This window comes from Paenibacillus lacisediminis (genome assembly GCF_046567315.2).
On the sequence record NZ_JBKIAX020000009.1, the window covers coordinates 159,380 to 180,899 of the forward strand.

Annotated in this window: 15 protein-coding genes; 3 read left to right on the forward strand and 12 right to left on the reverse strand. The window is 54.2% G+C overall.

Features of this window, described 5'->3' with window-relative positions:
- Positions 1-91: 91 nt before the first annotated feature.
- Positions 92-2,065, reverse strand: coding sequence for a glycoside hydrolase family 127 protein (locus tag ACLD72_RS18440; RefSeq protein ID WP_411000490.1), 1,974 nt, complete (start codon positions 2,063-2,065; stop codon positions 92-94).
- A gap of 134 nt (positions 2,066-2,199) precedes the next feature.
- Here ACLD72_RS18440 and ACLD72_RS18445 point away from each other — a divergent pair, with 134 nt between their 5' ends.
- Positions 2,200-3,081: an AraC family transcriptional regulator gene (locus tag ACLD72_RS18445; protein WP_411000488.1), complete on the forward strand. Its 882-nt coding sequence runs from the start codon at positions 2,200-2,202 to the stop codon at positions 3,079-3,081.
- Positions 3,082-3,396: 315 nt separating this feature from the next.
- Positions 3,397-5,277 carry a right-handed parallel beta-helix repeat-containing protein gene (locus tag ACLD72_RS18450; protein ID WP_458476107.1) on the forward strand — a complete coding sequence of 627 codons (1,881 nt, stop codon included), beginning with the start codon at positions 3,397-3,399 and terminating at the stop codon, positions 5,275-5,277.
- 118 nt (positions 5,278-5,395) lie between these two features.
- Here the strand turns inward: ACLD72_RS18450 and ACLD72_RS18455 are convergent, their stop codons facing one another.
- The 4 genes from ACLD72_RS18455 to ACLD72_RS18470 all read right to left on the reverse strand — a co-directional run bounded on the left by ACLD72_RS18455 (position 5,396) and on the right by ACLD72_RS18470 (position 9,787).
- Positions 5,396-5,854: a disulfide oxidoreductase gene (locus ACLD72_RS18455; protein WP_411000484.1), complete on the reverse strand. Its 459-nt coding sequence runs from the start codon at positions 5,852-5,854 to the stop codon at positions 5,396-5,398.
- Positions 5,855-5,873: 19 nt separating this feature from the next.
- Entirely contained in the window at positions 5,874-6,587 is a 714-nt protein-coding gene (locus tag ACLD72_RS18460; RefSeq protein WP_411000482.1) for a DsbA family protein, read from the reverse strand.
- 1,068 nt (positions 6,588-7,655) lie between these two features.
- Positions 7,656-8,558 carry a transposase gene (locus ACLD72_RS18465; protein WP_458476108.1) on the reverse strand — a complete coding sequence of 301 codons (903 nt, stop codon included), beginning with the start codon at positions 8,556-8,558 and terminating at the stop codon, positions 7,656-7,658.
- 611 nt (positions 8,559-9,169) lie between these two features.
- On the reverse strand, positions 9,170-9,787 hold the full coding sequence (locus tag ACLD72_RS18470) for a 50S ribosomal protein L25 (protein ID WP_411001621.1): 618 nt from the start codon (positions 9,785-9,787) through the stop codon (positions 9,170-9,172).
- A 263-nt stretch (positions 9,788-10,050) separates the two neighbouring features.
- Here ACLD72_RS18470 and ppk1 point away from each other — a divergent pair, with 263 nt between their 5' ends.
- Positions 10,051-12,162, forward strand: a complete 2,112-nt coding sequence (ppk1, locus tag ACLD72_RS18475; protein WP_411001620.1) for a polyphosphate kinase 1 — start codon at positions 10,051-10,053, stop codon at positions 12,160-12,162.
- On the opposite strand, the gene ACLD72_RS18480 is transcribed toward ppk1, so the two are convergent.
- From ACLD72_RS18480 to ACLD72_RS18510, 7 genes are all read right to left on the reverse strand, one after another.
- Complete coding sequence (locus ACLD72_RS18480; RefSeq protein ID WP_411001619.1) at positions 12,122-13,666, reverse strand: Ppx/GppA phosphatase family protein; 1,545 nt, start codon at positions 13,664-13,666, stop codon at positions 12,122-12,124. The genes ppk1 and ACLD72_RS18480 overlap by 41 nt on opposite strands.
- Positions 13,667-13,844: 178 nt before the next feature.
- Positions 13,845-15,557, reverse strand: coding sequence for a phosphoenolpyruvate--protein phosphotransferase (gene ptsP / locus ACLD72_RS18485; RefSeq protein ID WP_411001618.1), 1,713 nt, complete (start codon positions 15,555-15,557; stop codon positions 13,845-13,847).
- Positions 15,550-15,825, reverse strand: coding sequence for an HPr family phosphocarrier protein (locus ACLD72_RS18490; RefSeq protein ID WP_251592625.1), 276 nt, complete (start codon positions 15,823-15,825; stop codon positions 15,550-15,552). Before ACLD72_RS18490 ends, ptsP begins: the two co-directional genes overlap by 8 nt.
- Before the next feature lie 130 nt (positions 15,826-15,955).
- Positions 15,956-18,019: a glucose-specific PTS transporter subunit IIBC gene (gene ptsG, locus ACLD72_RS18495; protein WP_411001617.1), complete on the reverse strand. Its 2,064-nt coding sequence runs from the start codon at positions 18,017-18,019 to the stop codon at positions 15,956-15,958.
- Between the two features lie 225 nt (positions 18,020-18,244).
- Positions 18,245-19,090 carry a glucose PTS transporter transcription antiterminator GlcT gene (glcT, locus tag ACLD72_RS18500; protein ID WP_411001616.1) on the reverse strand — a complete coding sequence of 282 codons (846 nt, stop codon included), beginning with the start codon at positions 19,088-19,090 and terminating at the stop codon, positions 18,245-18,247.
- A 174-nt stretch (positions 19,091-19,264) separates the two neighbouring features.
- Entirely contained in the window at positions 19,265-20,863 is a 1,599-nt protein-coding gene (locus tag ACLD72_RS18505) for an SPFH domain-containing protein (protein WP_411001615.1), read from the reverse strand.
- A 5-nt stretch (positions 20,864-20,868) separates the two neighbouring features.
- Positions 20,869-21,408, reverse strand: coding sequence for an NfeD family protein (locus ACLD72_RS18510; protein ID WP_411001614.1), 540 nt, complete (start codon positions 21,406-21,408; stop codon positions 20,869-20,871).
- Positions 21,409-21,520 lie beyond the last annotated feature (112 nt).

Below are 21,520 nucleotides of genomic sequence, written 5' to 3' on the forward strand. Positions count from 1 at the left end.
CCCCATATCTGCCGATGACCTGACAAAAAAGAGAAAAAATCATTGGCTAGTCTTAACTACATGCCGCAAATTACTCGCTATGCGGGAATCGTCACTGCTCCCGCACCCATACGGTCATTTCGCCTTCCCCGCGGTTTGCCCAGGCAAAATACGGGATAAATTTAAGCGTCGCCGGCCGCGTGGCCGAAGGCGCCTGCGAACTGTACAAACCGTCGGCCCATGCCGCTTCGTCCTGGCGCTCAGCCGCAGCCTCGATCGTAACGACGCCGCCGAGCAGTTCCTCTTCACGCCGGGCGGAAAGCTCCGCCGTTTTCGGCAGCACCAGCCCGTGCAGGTTCGCTCCGTTATCCGCCTGCTCGAGGCAATACACAAGCGGTCCCCGCTGCAGCGCCACCTTTCCGGCGTTTGCGCGAACAAGCGGATGACTGTACAGGCGCGTCGCCGGCATGGCAAGCCGCAGCTCTACTACGTCGCCTTCTTGCCAACGCCGCTGCACCCTTGCATAGCCGCCCTTGACCGTGCGGCCATCCAGCGGCACCGTTTCGCCGCAGACGGTGAGGCTAGCTTCGGGACACCAATCCGGCAGCCGCAGCGCCAGCGCGAACTCTCCGCCCTCCTGCGGGTGGACCGTAAAGCGCACCAGGCCGTCCCACGGATAATCGGTCGTCTGCACTAGCTTTACCCTGCTTCCGCCAACTTGCAGTTCGGCTTCCCCGCCGATGTAGAGGTGGGCATACACCGTATCCCCCTGCACCGTATAAATGTATTCCCCAAGCGATGCGAGCAGGCGGGCGACGTTGGGCGGGCAGCAGGCGCAGCCGAACCATTCCTGGCGCACCGTTTTGATATGGTCGTATTTGTGGTTGGCGCCATGGCAGGCTTTCGGGTCCACTTCAAGCGGATTGACGTAAAAGAAATGCTTGCCGTCCCGTGCCATCCCGCCGACAACCGTATTGTAAAGCGCCCGCTCCATGACGTCCGCGTATTTCGCTTCGGGCGTGAGCCGCAGCATCCTCTGGGCAAAGAAAATGAGCCCGATCGAAGCGCATGTCTCGGCATACACCGTATCGTTCGGCAAATCATAGTCGAATGAGAACGCCTCGCCCTGGGGCATTGCGCCGACCCCGCCGGTGATGTACATCTGTTTGCCGGCAATGTTGTCCCACAGCTTGCGGCACGCCGCGAGCAGCGACTCGTCTCCCGTCAGCGCCGCCACATCGGCCATCCCGGTAAGCATGTACAGGAGCCGTACCGCGTGCCCGATCGCGGTCTCCTGCTCCCGTACCGGCAGATGCGCCTGATGGTAGGCCAAATCCACATACTTGCCGTCTCCCGGCCAGTGCGTTTTGCCGCCTCGTTTTTGCAGCTCCGCTTCAAAAAAGTCCGGTTTTTGCCCGCGTTGATCCAAAAAATACTTACTCAGGCGCAAATACCGCTCATTGCCCGTCACTTCGTACAGCTTGACCAGCGCCAGCTCGATTTCCTGGTGGCCGTCATAGCCGAGCAGTTGCCCCGGCTCGTTTCCGAACACGGTGTCGATGTAATCCGCAAACCTGCAAACGACGTCGAGCAGCTTTCTTTTGCCCGTAGCCCGGTAATAAGCTACCCCCGCCTCGATCATATGCCCCGCGCAGTAGAGCTCGTGGCATTCCGTCAGGTTGGTCCAGCGTTTGTTCGGTTCCTTCACCGTAAAATACGTATTCAAATACCCGTCATCCTGCTGGGCCTGGGCAACGATGTCGATCAAGTCGTCGGCGATTTCCTCCAGCTGCGGATTTGCATCCGCTTCCAATAAATAAGATACGGCCTCCAGCCATTTCGCCAAATCGCTGTCCTGAAACACCATGCCATAGAAATCCCCTTGCTCAAGCCCGGCCGCAATCCGGAAATTGCGGACGGCGCCGCTCGGTTCCGCGCTCTCTACCCGGTCATTCAGCGCCTCCCATTGATAGGGAACGACCACGTCGCGCACAAGTCCAATATAGTAGCTCCAAAAATCATCCCGAATCCGTACCCGGTTTAACGGCACTCTTTCGGACCGCTGTGTTTTATCTGTTTGGGACATGCTAGGGAATCCTCCTCTTTTTTTGAAATATCATACTAACCAACCCTATTCTATCTCATAGATTTGGTTCATAATATGGATGTCAGCAACTTAAAAGTTATAATATTTCACACTAAACCCGGAGGGATCGTTCGATGCTGAAAGCAGGGGAAATCGTGCAAATCGCCGCTCCGCCTTTGCCCTATTTTCTTGAATGCGGGTATACCGTTTACAAGCCCGGTGAAGAGCATCCGAGCCGCAGGAATCTCGGTATTTTCGACCTGCTCGTCATGGAGAGCGGCACGCTGCATATTGGTGAGGCCGGGCGGCGGTGGAGCTTGACGGCGGGGCAGTCGCTGCTGCTGCTCCCTGACCAGTATCACTATGCGTTGGGGCCGTGCGAGGAACCTACGGCTTTTTATTGGCTGCATTTTCACACGGTTGGCTCCTGGCAGCAAATTCCCGCGGAGGAACCGGATTTTCCGTACCTCGGCGCGGAGGAGCACTACCGGCGGTTCCTGGCTTCACCTTATTCCATCCAGTTGCCCAAAATGTGGACGATGCCGTACCCCGAGCAAACGCATCGCCTGTTCCGCCAACTGCTGCATCATTCGGGGGAACGCCAGTCGAGCGCCTTTTGGGCCGGGCAGCAGCTGTTCGGGGAGCTGCTCCGTACGATGGACCTCCGGCAGCTGGAGTTGTACGCTTCCCCGGTCGTCACCGTGGCGGAAAAAGCCGAAGCATTCATCAAAAACAATTACCGCGCGGAAATCAGCAGCGAGCAGATGTCCGAGGCGCTGCACTACCACTACAACTACATTACGCGCTGCATGAAGCAGGTATACGGGATGACGCCAAACGATTATCTGCTGCATTACCGCCTGGAGCAGGCCAAGCTGCTGCTGTTGAAAACCGAATGGCCGATCTCGGTGATCGCCGCTTATGTCGGTTTTGGCAACACGCCGTATTTCTCCAACCGCTTTGCGCTCAAAAACGGCTGCTCGCCGCGGCAGTTCCGCAAACAATACACGACGTAAGTCCAAGGCGGTTCCTAAAACTATGTGAGTATTGGGGAGCGGCGTGCCCCCCCTTTATCCCCTGTCCTCCCATTTTCTCCTTGCCCGCTACCTGTCTGCTCCTTGTCCGCTTCTTGGCCGTTCGCCGCACTCGGGTTCTGCTACATTGGTAGTGCGGGAACTATAGGGAACCGGCTCCTTTGGCTCCCGATTGAAAAACACCACCCGGGTACTTAAAGTCTTTGTGCAAAGGAGATGAAATTTGCCGGAATACTTAAACGGCCATAAGGCAAGCAAGCCAAAAATCAAAAAGGCAAGAGACAAGGAGGAACAATGATGAACAACCAATATGAAAACAAAACGCAATCGGCACCAAACAGCATGGAAAATGTTAACGGGACAGTGACCGGCTTGACCGCACAGGCTACGGCCTTAACGACCCCATGCTACGTCATCGATCCAACGCAATGGGGAATCAACACCAATGGCACCGAGGCGGTAAAAACGACGGAAGGACTGAACAAGGCGATCGCCCATGCGAAAAGCGCCGGGTACAACGAAGCGTTTATTCCGAAAGGGACGTACTTGATTGAAGGCGTTGGAACCACCTATCCAAACACTCCGGAGAAAGGGGCGGGCATCCAGGTGCCATCCCACATGAAGCTTACTCTGGATCACGAGGCGGAACTGAAGGTACAGCCTAACTCTGAGAAAGGTTACTCCTGTATTTATCTGCGCAAAGTGGAAAATGTCACGATTTCGGGCGGGATCATTACCGGGGATCTGGACCAGCACGATTTCAGCAAACTCCCGAAGTCGACGCATGAATGGGGCTTCGGCATTTACGTCCATGGAGGCAAAAAAGTTACCATCGAAAACATGAAGATCCGTAAATGTACCGGGGACTGCGTCATGCTTGGCTCGGTGGGCCTTATGGGCGTAGACCCGGACTATGCCGAACCCAAACTGGTATCCATCCGCAATTGCTCGCTGGACGGAGCGCGCCGGAACAATATTTCAATCACGGCCGGCGAAGGCGTTTTTGTCGAAAACAATGAAATTACAAACGCAGGCACCGAGAAGGGAACCGGTCCGAGCGTCGGAATCGACATCGAAGGATACGGCGAAGGCGATATCGACTACGAGCAGCCGCGAAAAGTCGTAATTTACGGCAATGTATTCCGCGGGAATGTCGTAGCTTCCGTGCTCAATTTCAGCGGCTACGAGGTTGTAATCGACGGGAATCATTCGGATCATATGTTTTCTTACAGCGGCGGTACGGATACGGTTATTTCCAACAACGTGCTGGTACGGACGGACAAAACCAACACCGCTATCGCCGGGGAAAAGGTATCGAACGGATTTGACGGTAACAACGTGACGATTACCGGGAACACCATCAAAGGCTTCAGCAGCGGCATCGACGCCCGCGGCAAAGACGTGGTCGTAACGGGAAATGCGGTCTCCCATCTCGGCGAAGGAACGGGCATCGGCGTATGGGATGCGGAAAACGTATTGGTCGCGGACAATGCCGTGCATCGCGGTGCGGGCCTGCCTTACAAGGTCGACAACAGCAATGACGTGCAATTTTTGAACAACAAGGCACTCCATTCGGAACGTTTCGGCCTCGAACTGGACAAATCCACCAATGTCGTGCTGCGGGGCAATTCGTTCGGCCAGTGTAATGGCGGCATTTCTATTAAAAACTGGGGGACAAAAGGGACATCGGTTTTCGCGGAAGGCAATTATATCGACTGCGCCAGCTACACAGGAAAACAAACCAATAATTATGCGATCAGCTTCGACAAAAACAGCGATGTTACGCTCAAAGGGAATTATATACTTGGCTCCCGGTCAGTCGCTATTTACGGAGTGAGCAGCGCCGGCAAAACGGTTAAAATCACCGATAACGAACTTGCCGACACTGCAGGCACTTCGGCGATTCAAATCAAGGGGGGACAACGCGCCGAGATTGTCGGCAACCGCATTACCTTCAAAAGAACGGATGACGTCGCGTACGGCATTTCATTAACTGATGACGCCGAGGATGCGATCATAGCTCAAAACACGATTTATTCCAATACTGGTAAATCTATATCCAACGCGATCGTAACCGAAAAGGCGAAACGAACCAAGGTTCTAAACAACTTGCTGATCAAAGGCAAAATGCAGCTCAATACCGGAACGGACACCAATATCGGCAACACGATTGTTTAAAGCTGCTTTGGTAAAACAGCAAAAACCCTACCCCTCAAGTCAAGAGGGATAGGGTTTTTAGTGATCCTCGGGTCCGGCCGCCGCCATCCTGCCTGCTTCAACCCCGACCGTTTGTGCATCACGACAAGCCGCCAAGTTCTTCCGTCTCCTCCACCTCTACCTTACGGCGCGCCGCCAGCAGGCACAGGACAATCAGAACAAAAGCGACCAGCGCCATAAACGGAATGGTAATAAAACCAAACCAGCCGCTGCCCAAATAATCCACGTTGCAGGGAACCCCCACTTTGCAAGGAATCAGCCGGGCCAACCCCGGAATTTTTTGCTCCCCGTAATGATAAAGCGAAATCGCCCCACCGATGATGCTGAGCGGCAGCACGTACGGAATAATGCTCCGGTCGTTCCGGTAGGCCGCGATGCCCAGCAAAATGACCTGCGGATACATGAATATCCGCTGGAACCAGCAGAGCCGGCACGGTTCATAGTGCAGCACCTCGCTGAGATACAAGCTGCCCGCCGTAGCGACCAGCGCGACCAGCCAAGCAAGGTAAATGCCGTAACCTCTTAGAAAAGCCCGCACACCCGTTCCTCCCCGTTCGTTATTTGCCCTGGAGTTCCTTATCGATATATTTTTTCAGAGCGGCGTAATCGCCGATGTTACCCGCATACTCAATGCCGTTAATGAAAAACGTCGGCGTGCTGTCGACGCCCAGCTTGTTCCCTTTGGTGTATTGCGCATCGACTTCGTTTTTATAGGTAGCTTCCGCAATGTCCTTCTGCAGTTGGTCATAATCGATCGGCAGCTTCAGTTCCTTGGCCAAATCGACGAAAAACTCCGCCGAAGCCCATCCGGCATTTTCATCGCCCTGGCGCTCATAAATCGCATCGAAGTAAGTCCAGTAAGCGTCGCTGTTTTGATGATATACCGCCTGCGCCGCCAGGGCGGCCGTCGTCGAATCCGTCCCGATAAACGGAAGATTCATGAAATAAAAGGCGACCTTGCCTTGATCTATATAATCCTTAACCAGTTCCGGCTTGATCAGTTGATTTACGTTTTTGCAAGCCGGACACTGGAAATCGCCAAACTCTACGATTTTCACCGGCGCTTCGGCATTCCCTAACACAGGGAGGTTCGCGTAATCAAACGACGTCGCTTTTGCTTTCGGTTGGATCGCCAGGACGGCAATGATCAGCACGAGCAGGACTCCCACCGTGCTGAACCAGATCAATCTTCTCGTCTTTTGTTTTTGCTGCTGCTTAAGCTGCTCGGCTTTGCGCTGGGCCATAGCGTTGGTTTTCGTTTTCGGCGGCATTCGAACCCTTCTTTCTGATATATAATCTATTAAATTCCGATTATCCTGCAACCATTCTAGTTACAAAAGCGAGTTTCGTCAAGCTTGGACACCTCTAAGACAAACCTCGCCGCTAGCGAGGGCTTTGACTGTGCAATCCCATACCTTGATGCGCGGGACTCTTTCTAAACTTTGGACGCTGCTCAAACGGACACCAGCGACCTTATCCGCCCATTTCCCTGGTATTTCCCAGCCTAACGGACCCACATGACCTTATTTCGCTCTAAAGCAGTTCATCCAGGCCAATTTGAGGTAAATAAGAGCATCTGTGTCCGTTTACATTTTGCAAACCTCCGTTTTTCCGCAAATAACGGCTCTAGTGTCCCTTAGCCCCCTAGAATCCTCTTCTCCTCCCCTCTGTACCTGTGCATCATCCTCTACCCCGCCGGAAATTTTATAACTCAACTTTCGCAGAGCAAAAATCAGCTTGAGCCCTTGAGCTGAAGGTTTTCAAAGAATTAAGAATAGGCGGCTGGCAAAATAGAAAAACACCGCTTCGTTTGGTAAAGCGAGAGTGGGAGCTTCTACGATCAGACAGAAGATGTGTATTTCATTGTTAAAGACATCAGCCCGACCTAAATCAACTGCCAAACGAATTAAAGTATTCTTTTCTTGGGGTGGGCAGCAGACCAACACTCACTGTCCGGAGACTTTGCACGATTATCCCGTTTGATCAGGGTAGCAGAGAAACAGACAAGCTCGGGAGAAGAAAATATTTGGTGGAGAAGCAGATAGGTTCGAGATCATTTAGACGGGCTTAGGAGAAGAAATCAGGTTTAGGGGAGGTGAAACAGAGCGGACAAGAGTTCAAGACAAGAGATCAGGATAAGAGATCAGGACAGGAGATCACGAACAAGACGCGTGGGAAATGAAAAGACCGTGATTTTGCTGTAGCCTGAACCCTTCCATTTGCAGCAACGCCCGCACCGTTCATGCTAATTCACACCAATCAAGTTGATCCGCATTAAGCTAACCCCTACCCATTAAGTTGATCTTCGTCAAACTCCCCCCGCCGTTCCAGCGTGTCGATCAGGCCGCAGCCGCAAGGGGCTGGTTCGGTTGGCGCGCGATCAGCTGGCGGTAAGGGATCGCCGGAATCGCTACACATATGCGCAGCAACTTCTGCCGCATCGTTTCTTTCGCTCCGGGCAGGTGCAGCCGGCGGCGTCCGGTATACTCGTTGAGGTACGCCTGCAGATGCTTCAGTCCCAAGGCTATATATGTACTCTTCAACGATTCCCACGCTTCTCTCACCACTTTCCGCAAGGGCGCATACAGCCGATAAGCTAGAGGGAACGACTGTACCGCCGATGTACGGACATCTACATGCCCGTTGATGAACGCAGCGAGTTCGTGACGGTTTGCCCTTTGTCCGTCTCCTCTTTTATGCGGCACCAGGCGGATTTTGACCTGCTCCGGCTCGCCCGACTCCGTGACCGTGCATCCCGCTATAACCGCCGTGGCATACGGATGCGAAAGCTCACACCGGGACGGATTACGCCCATACAGATCGCTGTTCATCTTCACGTCTCCGCTCAGCAGTTCCCGGGCATCGAATTCCCCGACGGCATGGCGTATTTTGTGCAGCATCAACCAGGCGGTTTTGTAGGTGACCCGGATCACCTGGCTCAGCCGCAGCGCCGAGATGCCGCCCTCAAGCAGAAATAAATCCAGGGCCTCGAACCACTTGAGCAGGGGCAAATGCGTTCCTTCAAAAATCGTACCGACCAAAGCCGACGTTTGATGTTTGCACTTTCCGCACTCGAACAAGGGGATATGCCGGGAAGTCAAACGACTGCACCGGGTGTGAGCGCAGCGCGGGCATATGAAGCCGTTCGGCCACTTCATCGCGATCAGCGCCTCCATGCAGGCCTGTTCGCTATTATAACGGCTGCTGAATGGTTGAAGTTCCGTTCCCGCATTGGCATCCATGTTCGCTCGCCCCCGAACCAAAAATTTACAAACACATGTTCGATTTACTTCATTATACCAAACGTACGTTCCCTTATCAAGCCGAAAATCTCACCTGAACCGCCTCATTTTTTTCTTCATCTTTTTTATTTTTTTCTTCTCTCTTTTGTTGGAACCCTTGCCTTGCCCCACCCCCTGCTATCTGAACAAAAGGGATAATCGTGCAAAGGCAAGCAGCCAGCAGGGACACCAAGACACCATGACACCATGACACGCCCCCTTTAGACAGCCCCTCACCTAGCGTCGATTTGCAACACTGCTCGAGGGCGGCTACGGTGCAAAAGGTAGATGCGCTGACCTCGGAGAAAGCTGACCTCGGCGGATCGTGAAGCCCTCTTCATTGTTGACGCTTCCATACTTCCAGGTTTGAACAGAATCGCAGCAAAGCGGTCGAGTCGCTTGCCCGGTTTAAGGAAGACATTGTCCGCCGATTTTTTGCTGAGAAATTTGAGTTATAATTTCTGGTATTCAAAAAAAACGAGCCGCTCTCCACGTGATCGTGCAGGGAACGGCCCGCCAGATGGCAGCCTGTACTCCAGGCCTATGATGTTGCCGGCTTTTTATCCGGTCCGTTATTCGCCTGCGCCTTCGGCTGGTTCCTCATCGGCATTCCGGGCCGCATCCGCGTCTGCGGAACGCGGCAGGACGATTGAAGCCAGCAGTTCGTCCGCTTGCGAATGCAAAACAACGCCGTCCGGCAGCCGTACGTCTCCGGCCAGCAATTTATCGCCCGCATCCAGGGACGAAATATCTATGTCCAAGCTGGCCGGCAAAATATCCGGCAGCCCTTCCACCTCCAGCTCCGTCTCCTGGATTTGCAGGACTCCGCCAATCTTTGTGCCTTTCGCCGTACCGACCAAATGCACCGGCATTTTTACGCGGATCGGCTTGTTTTTGGTCACCTGCTGAAAATCAACATGGACGATTTTCCCGTTCTGCTGCTGAATGTCCTTAATCAGCGCCGGAAAAACCGGTCCGCCTTCCACCTTCAAGTCGAAAAACTCCGTTCTTCCGGTGCGAACGACTTTCAGAAATTCCTTTACATCCACATGAACCGCCAGATTTTCGGTTTCCGCCCCGTAGATCACCGCGGGCACCCGGCCGTTTTGTCTTAGCCGGCGCAGCGACGAACGGTTGAACTCCGTCCGGGGCGCGGCATCCAAATGATAAGCGTGATGGTTTGCATGCATCTTGAAACTACCTCCTTGAAATATATAAACTTCATGGCAGGCGTCAAAAGACGTCGCAATTCCATTTTACTCCTTTTTTCGCGAAAATGTACAAGCCTGGGGTCATTTTCAGAAGTGCAATTTTACATAGAGTTATATTTTTTACATAGATTTTACAAAAGGAGGTATTTTGCCGGCATCTAGCATTGTAAAATAAAAGGTGAAACAACCTATGAATATGAAGACTTAAAACAGCTTGCCGGCCAATGGAGGTCATGATAGAAATGGCGCTTGCAGAAATGAAAAACCAAGGTTCAAGATATTTAAACCGGGATTTAAGCTGGGTGGAATTCAACCGCCGCGTGCTGAAGGAAGCCAAAGATCCGGAGACGCCTTTGCTGGAAAAAGCCAAGTTTCTCTCGATCGTGTCGAGCAATTTGGACGAGTTCATGAGCGTGCGCGTGGCCGGAATCCAGGATCAAATCCGCGCGGGTTACACCAAAAAAGATTTTACCGGCTATACGCCCGATGGATTATACAAACGCCTGATTTCGCGCATCTCGGCGATGGTCGGCGAGCAGTACCGGACGTTCCGGGACCTGTCGAGACAGCTCGCCAAAGAGAACATCGTGTTCCTCAAATACGATGAGCTGACTACGACGCAGCGCAAATCGATGGAAACGTACTATCACGACATTATTTTTCCGGTGCTGACTCCGATGGCCGTAGACCAGAGCCGACCGTTTCCGCTGGTTCATACGGGTTTTGTGTATTTGTCCGTCGTGCTGGAGCGGGAAAAGGAAGCGCGGAAACCGGATGGCGAAGAGGAGAAGGAGCCTTTTTTCGCGATCGTGCAAATTCCTTCCAACCTGTCCCGCATCATTCCGCTGCCGCATCATTCTAATAGCAAAAAGCAGTCCTTCATTCTGATCGAAGAGCTGATCCGCCACCATATTCAAACGCTGTTCAGCGGTTATGTACCGCACGCCGTACATGAGTTCAGGGTAACCCGCAATGCCGATTTGGCGTTTGACGAAGAAGGGGCCGAGGATTTGCTCGAAGAGATTGAAAAAGAGCTGCGGAAACGCCGGTGGGGAGCGCCCGTGCGGCTGGAGATCCAAAAGGGCATCCACCCTTACGCGCTAGAGGTGCTGAAGGAGGAATTTGAAATTACGGACGCCGTATTTGAGATCGACGGGCCGCTTGATTTAAGCTTTCTCGGCAAGCTGCCGGGCGTGGTCAAAGGGTATCCGAAGCTCCGCTACCCGCAGATCGATCCGGTGTACCCCCGGGAATTCGAAGCCGATGACGATTTTTTCGAAGTGCTTAAACAACGGGATGTGCTGGTTTATCACCCTTACGAAAGCTTCGACGCCGTTACGGATTTCATCAGCCAGGCTTCGGAGGACCCGGCCGTGATGGCGATCAAGATGACGTTGTACCGGGTCAGCGGCAATTCGCCGCTCATTCGGGCGCTCGCCAGCGCCGCGGAATCGGGCAAGCAGGTTACCGTCGTCGTGGAGCTAAAGGCGAGGTTTGACGAAGAGCGCAATATCGCCTGGGCCCGCACGCTGGAGAAAGCGGGATGCCACGTCGTGTACGGCTTGGTGGGCCTCAAAACCCATGCCAAAATTTTGCTCGTCGTCCGGCAGGAAGGCCGTGATTTAAGACGGTATGTGCATGTGGGGACGGGGAATTACAACGACATTACCGCGCGTCTGTATACCGATATCGGCTTGTTTACGACAGATTCCGCGATCGGCGAGGACGCCTCGCAATTGTTTAATTTGATCACCGGATATTCGGATGCCGGCGAGTGGCAGGCGTTTACGCTGGCGCCGACGGGGATGAAGGACAAGCTGTTTGCGCTGATTTGCCGGGAAGCCGAACACGCTGCGGCCGGCAGGCCGGCCAAAATCATTGCCAAAATGAACTCGCTGTCCAACCAGGAGATGATCGACGCGCTGTACGCCGCTTCCCAGGCCGGGGTTTACATCGATTTGATCGTCCGCGGCGTCTGCTGCCTGCGCCCCGGCGTGGAAGGCCTGAGCGAACGAATTACGGTGCGCAGCATCGTCGACCGTTTTTTGGAGCATTCGCGTATTTATTATTTTGAAAATGGAGGAGAGCCGGAGGTCTGGCTGTCCAGCGCGGATTGGATGACGCGCAACCTGACCCGCCGGCTGGAGCTGATGTGTCCCGTGACAAAGCCGGAAACCCGGGAGACGCTTGTGCAGATATTAATGCTGTCGCTCGCCGATAACGTCAAAGCGAAGCAGCTCGTGCCGAGCGGCAAATACGAGCCGGTCATCGGCAGCCAACCCGCCTGCCGCAGTCAATTTGACGCGCTCGACATCAGCGTGTGGAAGAAGGGCGAACCTCCCACTCCAATCTGAGGTCCCACGCCTTTTTGAAGTTTTTGGCCGCAGCTTCGAGCTGCCTGATTTCCAGGTAAGCTTGACTGCGGCATTTTAGCGTCAGCAGCAGGGCGCCGTCGGCAGCTTCGGCCTTAAGCAGTTCGACGCTTTGCGTTTCGCTGGCATCCAGTGCGACGGCTGTTTCCACGATGGAGCCAAGCTTCTGGATCAGCGCTTCGTCCCCCTCCATAAGCAGCTCTTTGTAAATCCCCAGGTTCACTTTTTTCCCGTGATTGACCGGATAATCGGCCACGTATCCGCAGATTACGGCCTCGCGGTGGGTTAAGGCGCCGAGCGGGGCTTGCGTCAGCCAGTATAATGTATGCTTATCGTATTGATGATAGCGTACAGTGCCGCCGATTTTGTACAGCATGGCCGCCGCTGCCGCGATCTGGCGGGTTTTCGGCCCGCCGGCTGAGGCTCCTCCCAACAAGAGGTCATGCAGCCGGCCGGCGTAATGGCTGGCCTGCTGAAAATGGGCGAGCGGTGCCTGCGTATGAAAAGCGAGCAAGCCGCAGGCCTGCCAGACTAACACTTCGTCAGCGGCCAGAGCCTGCAGTCCCAGCGCATCCTGCAGCAGGCCTTCCCGCAGGCCCGATCCGCTGACCAGGCAGCAGCCTGCCCCGATACGCGCGAAAACGGTCTGCAGAATAACCAGCCCGGGAGCGATAATGTCGGTCCGCGCTTTGGACAACCCGTCAAGGCGCTTGCGTTTTTCCAGCGGCATGAACGGCAGCGTCTCAGCATAATGGCGGATGCTTTCCGGGTCCAGCCTGTAATAGTGGGCGAGCCGCAGCGGATATTTGCGCCGGCGCTGGTCCAGCTTGCCGAGCGAGCGGATCGTGCCGCCAAGGCCGATTAACGGCAGGCCCGGATGAGCGGACACCCAGGGATGCCTCGACAGCATCCGCTCAATCTCGGCCGCCAAACTGGCCGCATTTTCGGCCGTCCACGGTTCTTTTCCGTTCCCGAACCGGACCTGGGCATTAACCGCCCCTAAAGGGAGCGAGACGCTGTGCAGCAGTTTGCGGGCGCGAAACAACGTAATTTCTGTACTGCCGCCCCCGATATCGATAATAAAACCGTCCTCCTCCGCCATGGCTCCGGCGACGCCGAGAAACCCAAAATAGGCTTCCTGCTCCCCGGTGAGGATTTCGATCTCTAGTTTGGTATGCTCCTTAAGTAATTCGCTAATTTCCCGCGCATTGGCCGCGTTCCGGATCGCCGCCGTCGCGGCGACACGGATTCGCCGGCAACTGTACACGGCGCAAATTTCCCTGAATTGCTCCAGAATCGGTACAATCGAAAGGACGTCCTTCCGCTCCATGGCACCCCCCGCGTTCATCTTTTCGCTGAGGCGGGCGGACTCTTTCATTTCCTGAATTAACCGGTACTCCCCTTGCGGCGTTGCTTCATAAATAGCCAGACGGATAGAGTTGGATCCGATGTCAATGATTCCGATCGTCATTCGGCTGTTTTCCATAAGTTTGCTCCTACGACTTAAAGTAAGTTTTACCTCACTTTATCCCAAATTCGCCCAAAAATAAACCTTTTCGAGGAGAAAACACAAAAACAAGATATGAAAAAACCGGCGCCTTGAGAGGCGCCGGCATCATAGAGAAAACTCGCAAAACCAGTTGGAAAAGAATAGATAGAACTTCTTACTCGCCGATGCTGCGCACCAGTTCCACGACTTCCTCCGCGGTCCGCATTTGCAGCGCTTTGGCCGCCAAGGTTTCCATCTCCGCTTTGGAAAGCTTGGAAATCTGCGAGCGTGCCGGCAGAATCGAAGTTGCGCTCATGCTGAACTCATCCAGGCCGAGGCCAAGCAGCAGCGGAATCGCCACCTTATCGCCCGCCATCTCGCCGCACATGCCGGCCCATTTGCCTTCCTTGTGCGCGGCGTCGATCACCATTTTCACCAGGCGCAAAATCGCCGGGTTATACGGTTGATACAAATAGGAGACGCGTTCATTCATGCGGTCGGCCGCCATCGTATATTGAATGAGATCATTGGTGCCGATGCTGAAGAAATCCACTTCTTTAGCGAACTGATCGGCCAGAACGGCGGTCGAAGGAATCTCCACCATAATGCCGAGCTGAATATCGCCTGCGACCTGGACGCCTTCGGCCACCAGCTTCTCCTGCTCTTCCAGCAGCACCGCTTTGGCTGCGCGGAACTCGTCCAGCGTGGCGATCATCGGGAACATGATCCGCAGCGAGCCGTAAACGCTCGCCCGAAGCAGGGCGCGCAGCTGCGTGCGGAACAGGTCTTTTTGCTCCAGGCAAAGACGAATGGCACGGAAGCCGAGGAACGGGTTCATCTCCTTCGGCAGATTCAGGTAAGGCAGCTCCTTGTCGCCGCCGATGTCGAGCGTTCTGACGACAACCGGCTTGCCCTCCATTTTCTCCAGCACCGTTTTGTAAGCATTAAACTGGACTTCCTCCGACGGCAGTTCGGTGCGGCCCATGTACAAAAACTCGGTACGGTACAAGCCTACGCCTTCGCCGCCGTTGTCGAGCACCCCGGCAACGTCGTTTGGCGTGCCGATGTTGGCCGCCAATTCGACGTGCACGCCGTCCTTCGACGTGGTCGCTACTCCGCGCAGCTTCTTCCATTCCTCGATTTGTTTGAGGTGGTCGTCGCGTTTTTGCGTGTATTCCTTCACCACATCGTCGGACGGATTGATAATAACCAGGCCGTCCAAACCGTCAACAATCACCAGATCGCCGTTGTTTACTTTGCCCAGCACCTCTTTGGTTCCGACAACGGCCGGAATTTCCAGCGAGCGGGCCATAATTGCGGAGTGCGACGTTCTGCCGCCGATATTCGTCGTAAAGCCTTTGACGTATTTCCGGTTAAGCTGAGCGGTATCGGACGGCGTCAAATCCTCGGCAACAACAATTACTTCCCGGTCGATCTCCGCCGGGTTGACGTAGGTGAGACCCAGCAAATGGGTCAGCACCCGTTTGGTGACGTCCCGCATATCGGCGGCGCGTTCTTGCAGGTACGCGCTTTTCATGTTCTCGAACATGGCGATAAACTGGTTCGCCGTTTCGTTCAGCGCGTATTCCGCATTCACTTTTTCGCTGGAAATTTTGTCACGCACCGGATCCAGCAGCTCGGGATCGTTCAGAATCAGCAGGTGGGATTCGAAAATTTCCGCTTTCTTCTCGCCAAGCTCTTGAAGCGTGCGCTCTTTGATCGCTTCAAGCTCCTGCTGCGATTTGGCCAACGCATCGTCCAGCCGCGCCAGCTCGGCGGCAGGATCGGAAGCATCCCGGCGTTTTACCGTAAAATCGGGATGCTCCAGTTTGAATGCCTCGGCGATGGCCACGCCCGCCGAAGCGGCGATGCCGTCGATCTTAAGCATTTACTTCTCCTAACCCTTCGTTAACCATGACGTCGGTGAGCGCTTGAAGAGCTTCTGCAGCCTGTTCTCCATCTACGGACAACGTAATGGTGTCTCCTTGCTCCAGTCCCAGGGACAACACCCCGAGAATCGATTTCAGAGTCACTTTTTTACCCTTCGCTTCGGCAAAGGATTCAGCTCCTTTAAACTTGTTTGCCGTATTTACCAATGCCGTAGCAGGGCGTGCATGAATACCGTCTTCATCCGTAATTCTAAAGGTTCTTTCCATAATAAAATCCTCTCGCTTTCTCATCAATGTAGTATAAATGTATATCAACGCTCCCTTTTATTTTAAGGGAACGAGCTTACAAATCCAAATTTTTTGCTGGCGCCCGCGACGCCAAAGCGTTTGGCAGTTCTTATTTGATTGTGACGATACCGGGTTCGCCTTTCGCCAGCTTACCGGTTTTGTTCATCTTGACCGCCGCCCCTTCCGGCAGGTTGGAGAACACGATCGGCGAAATGATCGAAGGCGCGTGCGCTTTCACGTAATCCAGGTCGACCTCCATAATCGGCTGTCCGGCCGAAACCAGGTCGCCTTCGTTCACGAGCACGTTGAAGCCTTGGCCTTTCAGCTTCACGGTGTTCACCCCGATGTGCACCAGCACTTCCTTGCCGCCGTCCGACATGATCCCCACGGCATGTTTGCTCGGAAAAACGTTAAACACCTTGCCGTAGACCGGGGAAGCGATGACGCCGTCATGCGGCAGAACCGCAAAGCCGTCGCCCGTCATTTTTTCCGCAAACACCGGGTCCGGCACATTGGAAATATCCATCAGCTCGCCGTTTACCGGCATCACGATATCCTCGTTGACGATGGCGTCGCCGTCCTGGGCCGCCTGCTGCTCCACTTCGACAGGTTTGTCCGTCTCCGTCTTCTCGGCCGCTCTCGGCGCCTTGCCGCTCATAATATCGGCAATTTGCGTCTTGATCGTATCGGAACGCGTGCCGAAGATCGCCTGGATATTGTTGCCGACCTCCAGGACGCCGGAAGCGCCCAGTTTTTTCAGCCGGTCCTTGCTTACGTTGGCTTTATCTTTGACTTCAACCCGCAGCCGCGTAATGCAAGCGTCCAGGTGGACGATGTTTTCCTGTCCGCCCAGCGCGGACAAAATATTGTGCGGCAGCTCATCTTGCGTAACTTTTCCTCGGCTGGCTTCCGTATCTTCGTTATCTTCAGCCTGCTCTTCCCGTCCCGGCGTCCTGAGATTGAACTTGCGGATGACGAACCGGAATCCGAAATAATAGATCACGGCCAAAATCAAACCGACGATGATGACGTACCACCAAGGCGTGCGGTTTGGAATAACCCCGAAAATGAGGTAGTCGATCAAACCGCCGGAGAACGTCATCCCGACTTTTACGCCTAACAGATGCATTGTCATAAACGACAAACCGGCGAAAACGCAGTGCACTGCAAACAGGACCGGAGCTACGAACAAGAACGAAAATTCAAGCGGCTCGGTAATCCCAGTTAGGAACGAGGTCAATGCCGCCGAGCCCATGATCCCCGCCACATATTTCTTGTGCTCGGGTCTGGCCTCGTGATAAATCGCGAGCGCCGCAGCCGGCAAACCGAACATCATGAACGGGAATTTGCCGGTCATGAACGTTCCGGCCGTAAACGGCGCGCCGTCGCGAAGCTGAGCCATAAAGATGTTCTGGTCGCCGCGGACCAGTTGACCCGCTGCATTGGTGTATTCCCCGAATTCGAACCAGAATGGGGAATAGAAGATATGGTGCAGACCAAACGGAATCAATGCGCGTTCGATAATCCCGAACACAAACGCGGACAACGTCCGGTTCTGGTCCAGCATGAAGTGGGAGGCGGCGTTCAGCCCCGATTGAATCGGCGGCCAAATGACGACCATCAGCAAACCAAGCAACACCGAAGTGGCCGCCGTCATGATCGGAACAAACCGTTTTCCGGCAAAAAATCCGAGATAAGATGGCAGTTCGATTTTAAAGAAGCGATTATACATGGCGGCGGCCAAGATCCCGACGATAATCCCGCCAAACACGCCGGTGGCCAGCGTCGGAATGCCCAGCACATCGGCGTACGCCGCGTTGGTTCCGATCATCGATGGCGTTACGCCGATAACCGTACCCATCGTTACGTTCATCACGAGATAGCCGATAATCGCGGCCAGGCCGGCGACGCCCTCGCCTCCGGCCAGACCAACGGCAACGCCGACGGCGAAAAGCAAGGCCAGATTCGTAAACACGATTTGCCCGGCGTTCATCATGACGGTCGCTACCGCATGAATCGTATGGTTGTCCAAGGCTGGAACCCGTTCAAGAAAGTCCGGGCTGACTAGCATATTGCCGATCCCTAGGAGCAGTCCTGCGGCAGGGAGCAGCGCGACGGGAAGCATAAGCGCTTTCCCAACCCGCTGCAAAACACCAAAGAAACGCTTGAACATAATGCACCCTCCTGAAATCTTAATTAACCATAACAACAAAAAAGCATGAGTCAAAAAAGATTTTCGGATATCGTTTCGTTAGGGATAGAATACCCCGTAATTCAACGATACACTCAAAAACCTTTGATCAACTCATGCCTGATCGAATCAGTTACACATTGTGATTTGAAATTGTTGTTAATGCATTTGAAATTATAGCAGACCTATCTCGCTAACGCAAGAGGTCTAATTGATCTCGGGCGGCACAATGCGGTGCAAATGCATTGTCAAATAGGAGACTTCCGCTTGATAAACCGGCATTTTCAGGCGTTTCTCCATCACTTTGGTCAGTTTCCAAGCCAGCGAATACAGGGTTGGATACTCGCGCTTAAGCAAGCTTTCCAGCTTATCGACCTCGGCCACCCGCTCGCCGCGGCGGACCCGCTCGATGGCAAACCGCAGGTGCGTCAGCAGCCGCGAATAATCGAGCGAATTCCGCAAGATGGAAAAATGCAGATCATCCTCAATTATGCCGACCAAATCGGCGATTAGTTGGGCATGCCCCCGCACCTCGCTGATGTGGCGGTTCGTCATGGCGCTGTTGATGTGAAGCGCCACGAATCCGGTTTCATCCTGGCCAAGATCGACGCCCATTTTACGGCGGATCAAATCGATGGCGTATTCGGCCAATTCGAATTCCAGCGGATAAAGCTCCTTCGTTTCAAACAGAAACGGATTGTGGAAGGCGAGATCCTGCTCCGCCCGCTTAATGGCAAACGCTAAATGATCCGTGAGCGCAATATGGATGTGCTCATTCAATGTTGCTTGCGTTTTGCTGGAAATATACATGATGATTTCGCCAATGAGCTCAATCAGCTGTTCGTCCACCTGGGGAATGAGCTGTTTGTATTGTTCCTGTTCCTGCTGATTCGTAAGAATGAACAGTTTCTCTACCGCCTCAAGAGGAATGGACTCGCCCGATTTGCGGTTAAATCCGATGCCTTTGCCGATCACAACGACTTCGCCATGATCCGGATGGTTGGCGATAATGACGTTGTTATTCAACGCTTTGGCAATGCGTAGACTGTTCACAGGTCGCACCTCTTCTTGTCTATTCTCCGAAAACATGTACGCCCATTATAAACGATTGGCCAAGCCCTTGTCAGCCGTTGCAGCATAAATTAAAAGGAGGACCGCTACAAAAGCACTTCATCCGCAAAACAAGAGGCCGTCCAAACTGCTTAGGACGGCCCCCCGATCCGTTCGTTATTCCTTATCTTCCCGCGAAGCCGCGCTTTCCAGTACAACCGCTTCCCGGCCGGCCTCGCTGGTTTGCGCAGCCGCTGCGGGCGCCGCCTTTGCCGGTTGTGCGGACGCAGCCTTTGCCGGTTGTGCGGACGCAGCCACCTTGCCTTTCGTCAATCCCTGAATCAAGCGGTCAAGTTCGATGCCTGACACGTTTTTCAACATATCCGGAGCCGTCGCCATCAGCTCGGTGACATAATTGCTGACGCGGGCCGCCCCTTCTCCTTTGCCCGTATCAACCACTGTCAATTTATCGATAGAGGACAATGGGCTTGCGATCTGCCCGGCCAGGTCAGGAAGCATTTTGACGACGATATCCAAAACCGCGGCTTCTCCGAACTTCGAGAAAGCTTCGGCCAGCTTTTCCTTCGCCTCGGCCTCGGCCAGCCCGCGCAGGCGGATAATCTCGGCTTCCGCAGCCCCTTTGGCCCGCTCGGCTTCGGCGATCGCCAAACCCTCCAGCCGTTTCTGTTCGGCCGATGCTTTCGCCTGAGTTTCGATAGAGTACTGCAGCGCGTCGGCTTCCCGCATCTTCCGGGCCTTCTCGGCTTCCGCCGCCTGTTCGACCGCGTAACGGTCGGCATCGGCTTTTTTCTTCACTTCAGCATCATATTGCTTCTGACGTACGTTAATTTCTTTATCCTGCAGGTCGATTTCCCGTTCCTTGCGCACGAGTTCGACCTTCATCTGCTCCTCAACCGCGATCTGCTTGGCCCGGGCCTCCTGGATGAAATAAGCCTGGTCGGCATCGGCCTTGGCAGTGTCCTGCTCTTTTTTGAAGGAAGCGATCTTCAGCTCTTTTTCCTTCTCTGCTTCGGCGATATTCGTGTCCCGCAGCAGCTCAGCCTTTTGCCCGGACTCTTCGGCCAGCGCCTTTTGAATCCGCGCATCCCGCAGCGCTTCCGCTTCGGCGATATCGGCATCCCGTTTGACCGCCGCGATCCGCGGTTTCCCCAGAGCCTCCAAATAGCCGTGCTTGTCGCGGACATCCTTGATCGTGAACGAGACGATCTGCAGCCCCATCTTTTTAAGGTCGCGCGCCGCCACGCCTTGCACCTCTTGGGCAAATTTATCGCGGTTACGGTATACTTCCTCAACGGTCATGGAGCCTAAAATGGAGCGCAAATGCCCCTCAAGCACTTCCTGGGCTTCGCCTTTAAGCGATTCGATCGGCTTGCCCATAAACTGTTCGGCCGCGGTAGCCACGTCCTCGATCGAACTGCCCACTTTAATGATCGCTACGCCGTCTGCCGAAACCGGCACCCCTTGTTCGGTGTACACTTCCGGGGTCATTACATCAAGTTTATGGGACAATAGCGATAAATACTCCGCTTTCTGAAAAATCGGCCAGATAAACGCCCCGCCGCCGCGGACGATTTTAATTTTGCGGCCGGACTGGTCATCGGAAATGTTCCGGTTGCCGAGAAAAGAACCGGTCACGATCATCGCTTCATCCGGGCTTACGGTTTTGTATCGGGCCCAAAAAGCCAGGCCCAGCACAATGATGACCGCGATCACAACACCGGGAATCAGGATAATGTCTGGAATGGTTTCAAACAATCACATCAGCTCCCTCTTAAAAATTGGTTTTCATACAACTCGGATACTCGAACGGTTCCGTCCTTCGTATCCACGACGACGACGCGCGTTCCGGCGGGAATTTCCCGATGGTCAAAGCTGGAGGCGATATGAAGGGTGTTGCCCGCCACCAGCGTTACCATCACTTCGCCGAAACCTTCCGAAGGAATTGGCACGGTCACCTCGCCCACTTTACCGGGCAGTTCCGCGGTCGAATAACCGGTGGAATTTTCGCTGTTTTCCGCCGGCTTGACGTAAGCGAAGTACACTGCGGCGGCGAGCGCCAAAGCGATGACAAGCGCAAGTACGACCACGGCGGTGTTCCCGAATCCAGTATAGCGAGTCAATAAAATCCCGGCCCCGCCAAAGCTGGTTACGGCCGAAGCCGTAATGACCGGTTTGAGGAAATCGGCGGACACCGCGTCGAAAATCCCGTCTATCCAGCTTCCGATCACGTCTCCAATCAGCACGCTGACGACCGCAAACAGCGCTCCACCGATAAAGCAGGACCAAAACAGCGTTTCCATGCCGCCCCTCCTTTCGATAAACAAATATGTAAATCTATATATTTCATACGTTATTTTAGGGAATTTGTTTCAACAAAAAAAGCCAAAAGGCCACCAGAGCACGTATTTCCGG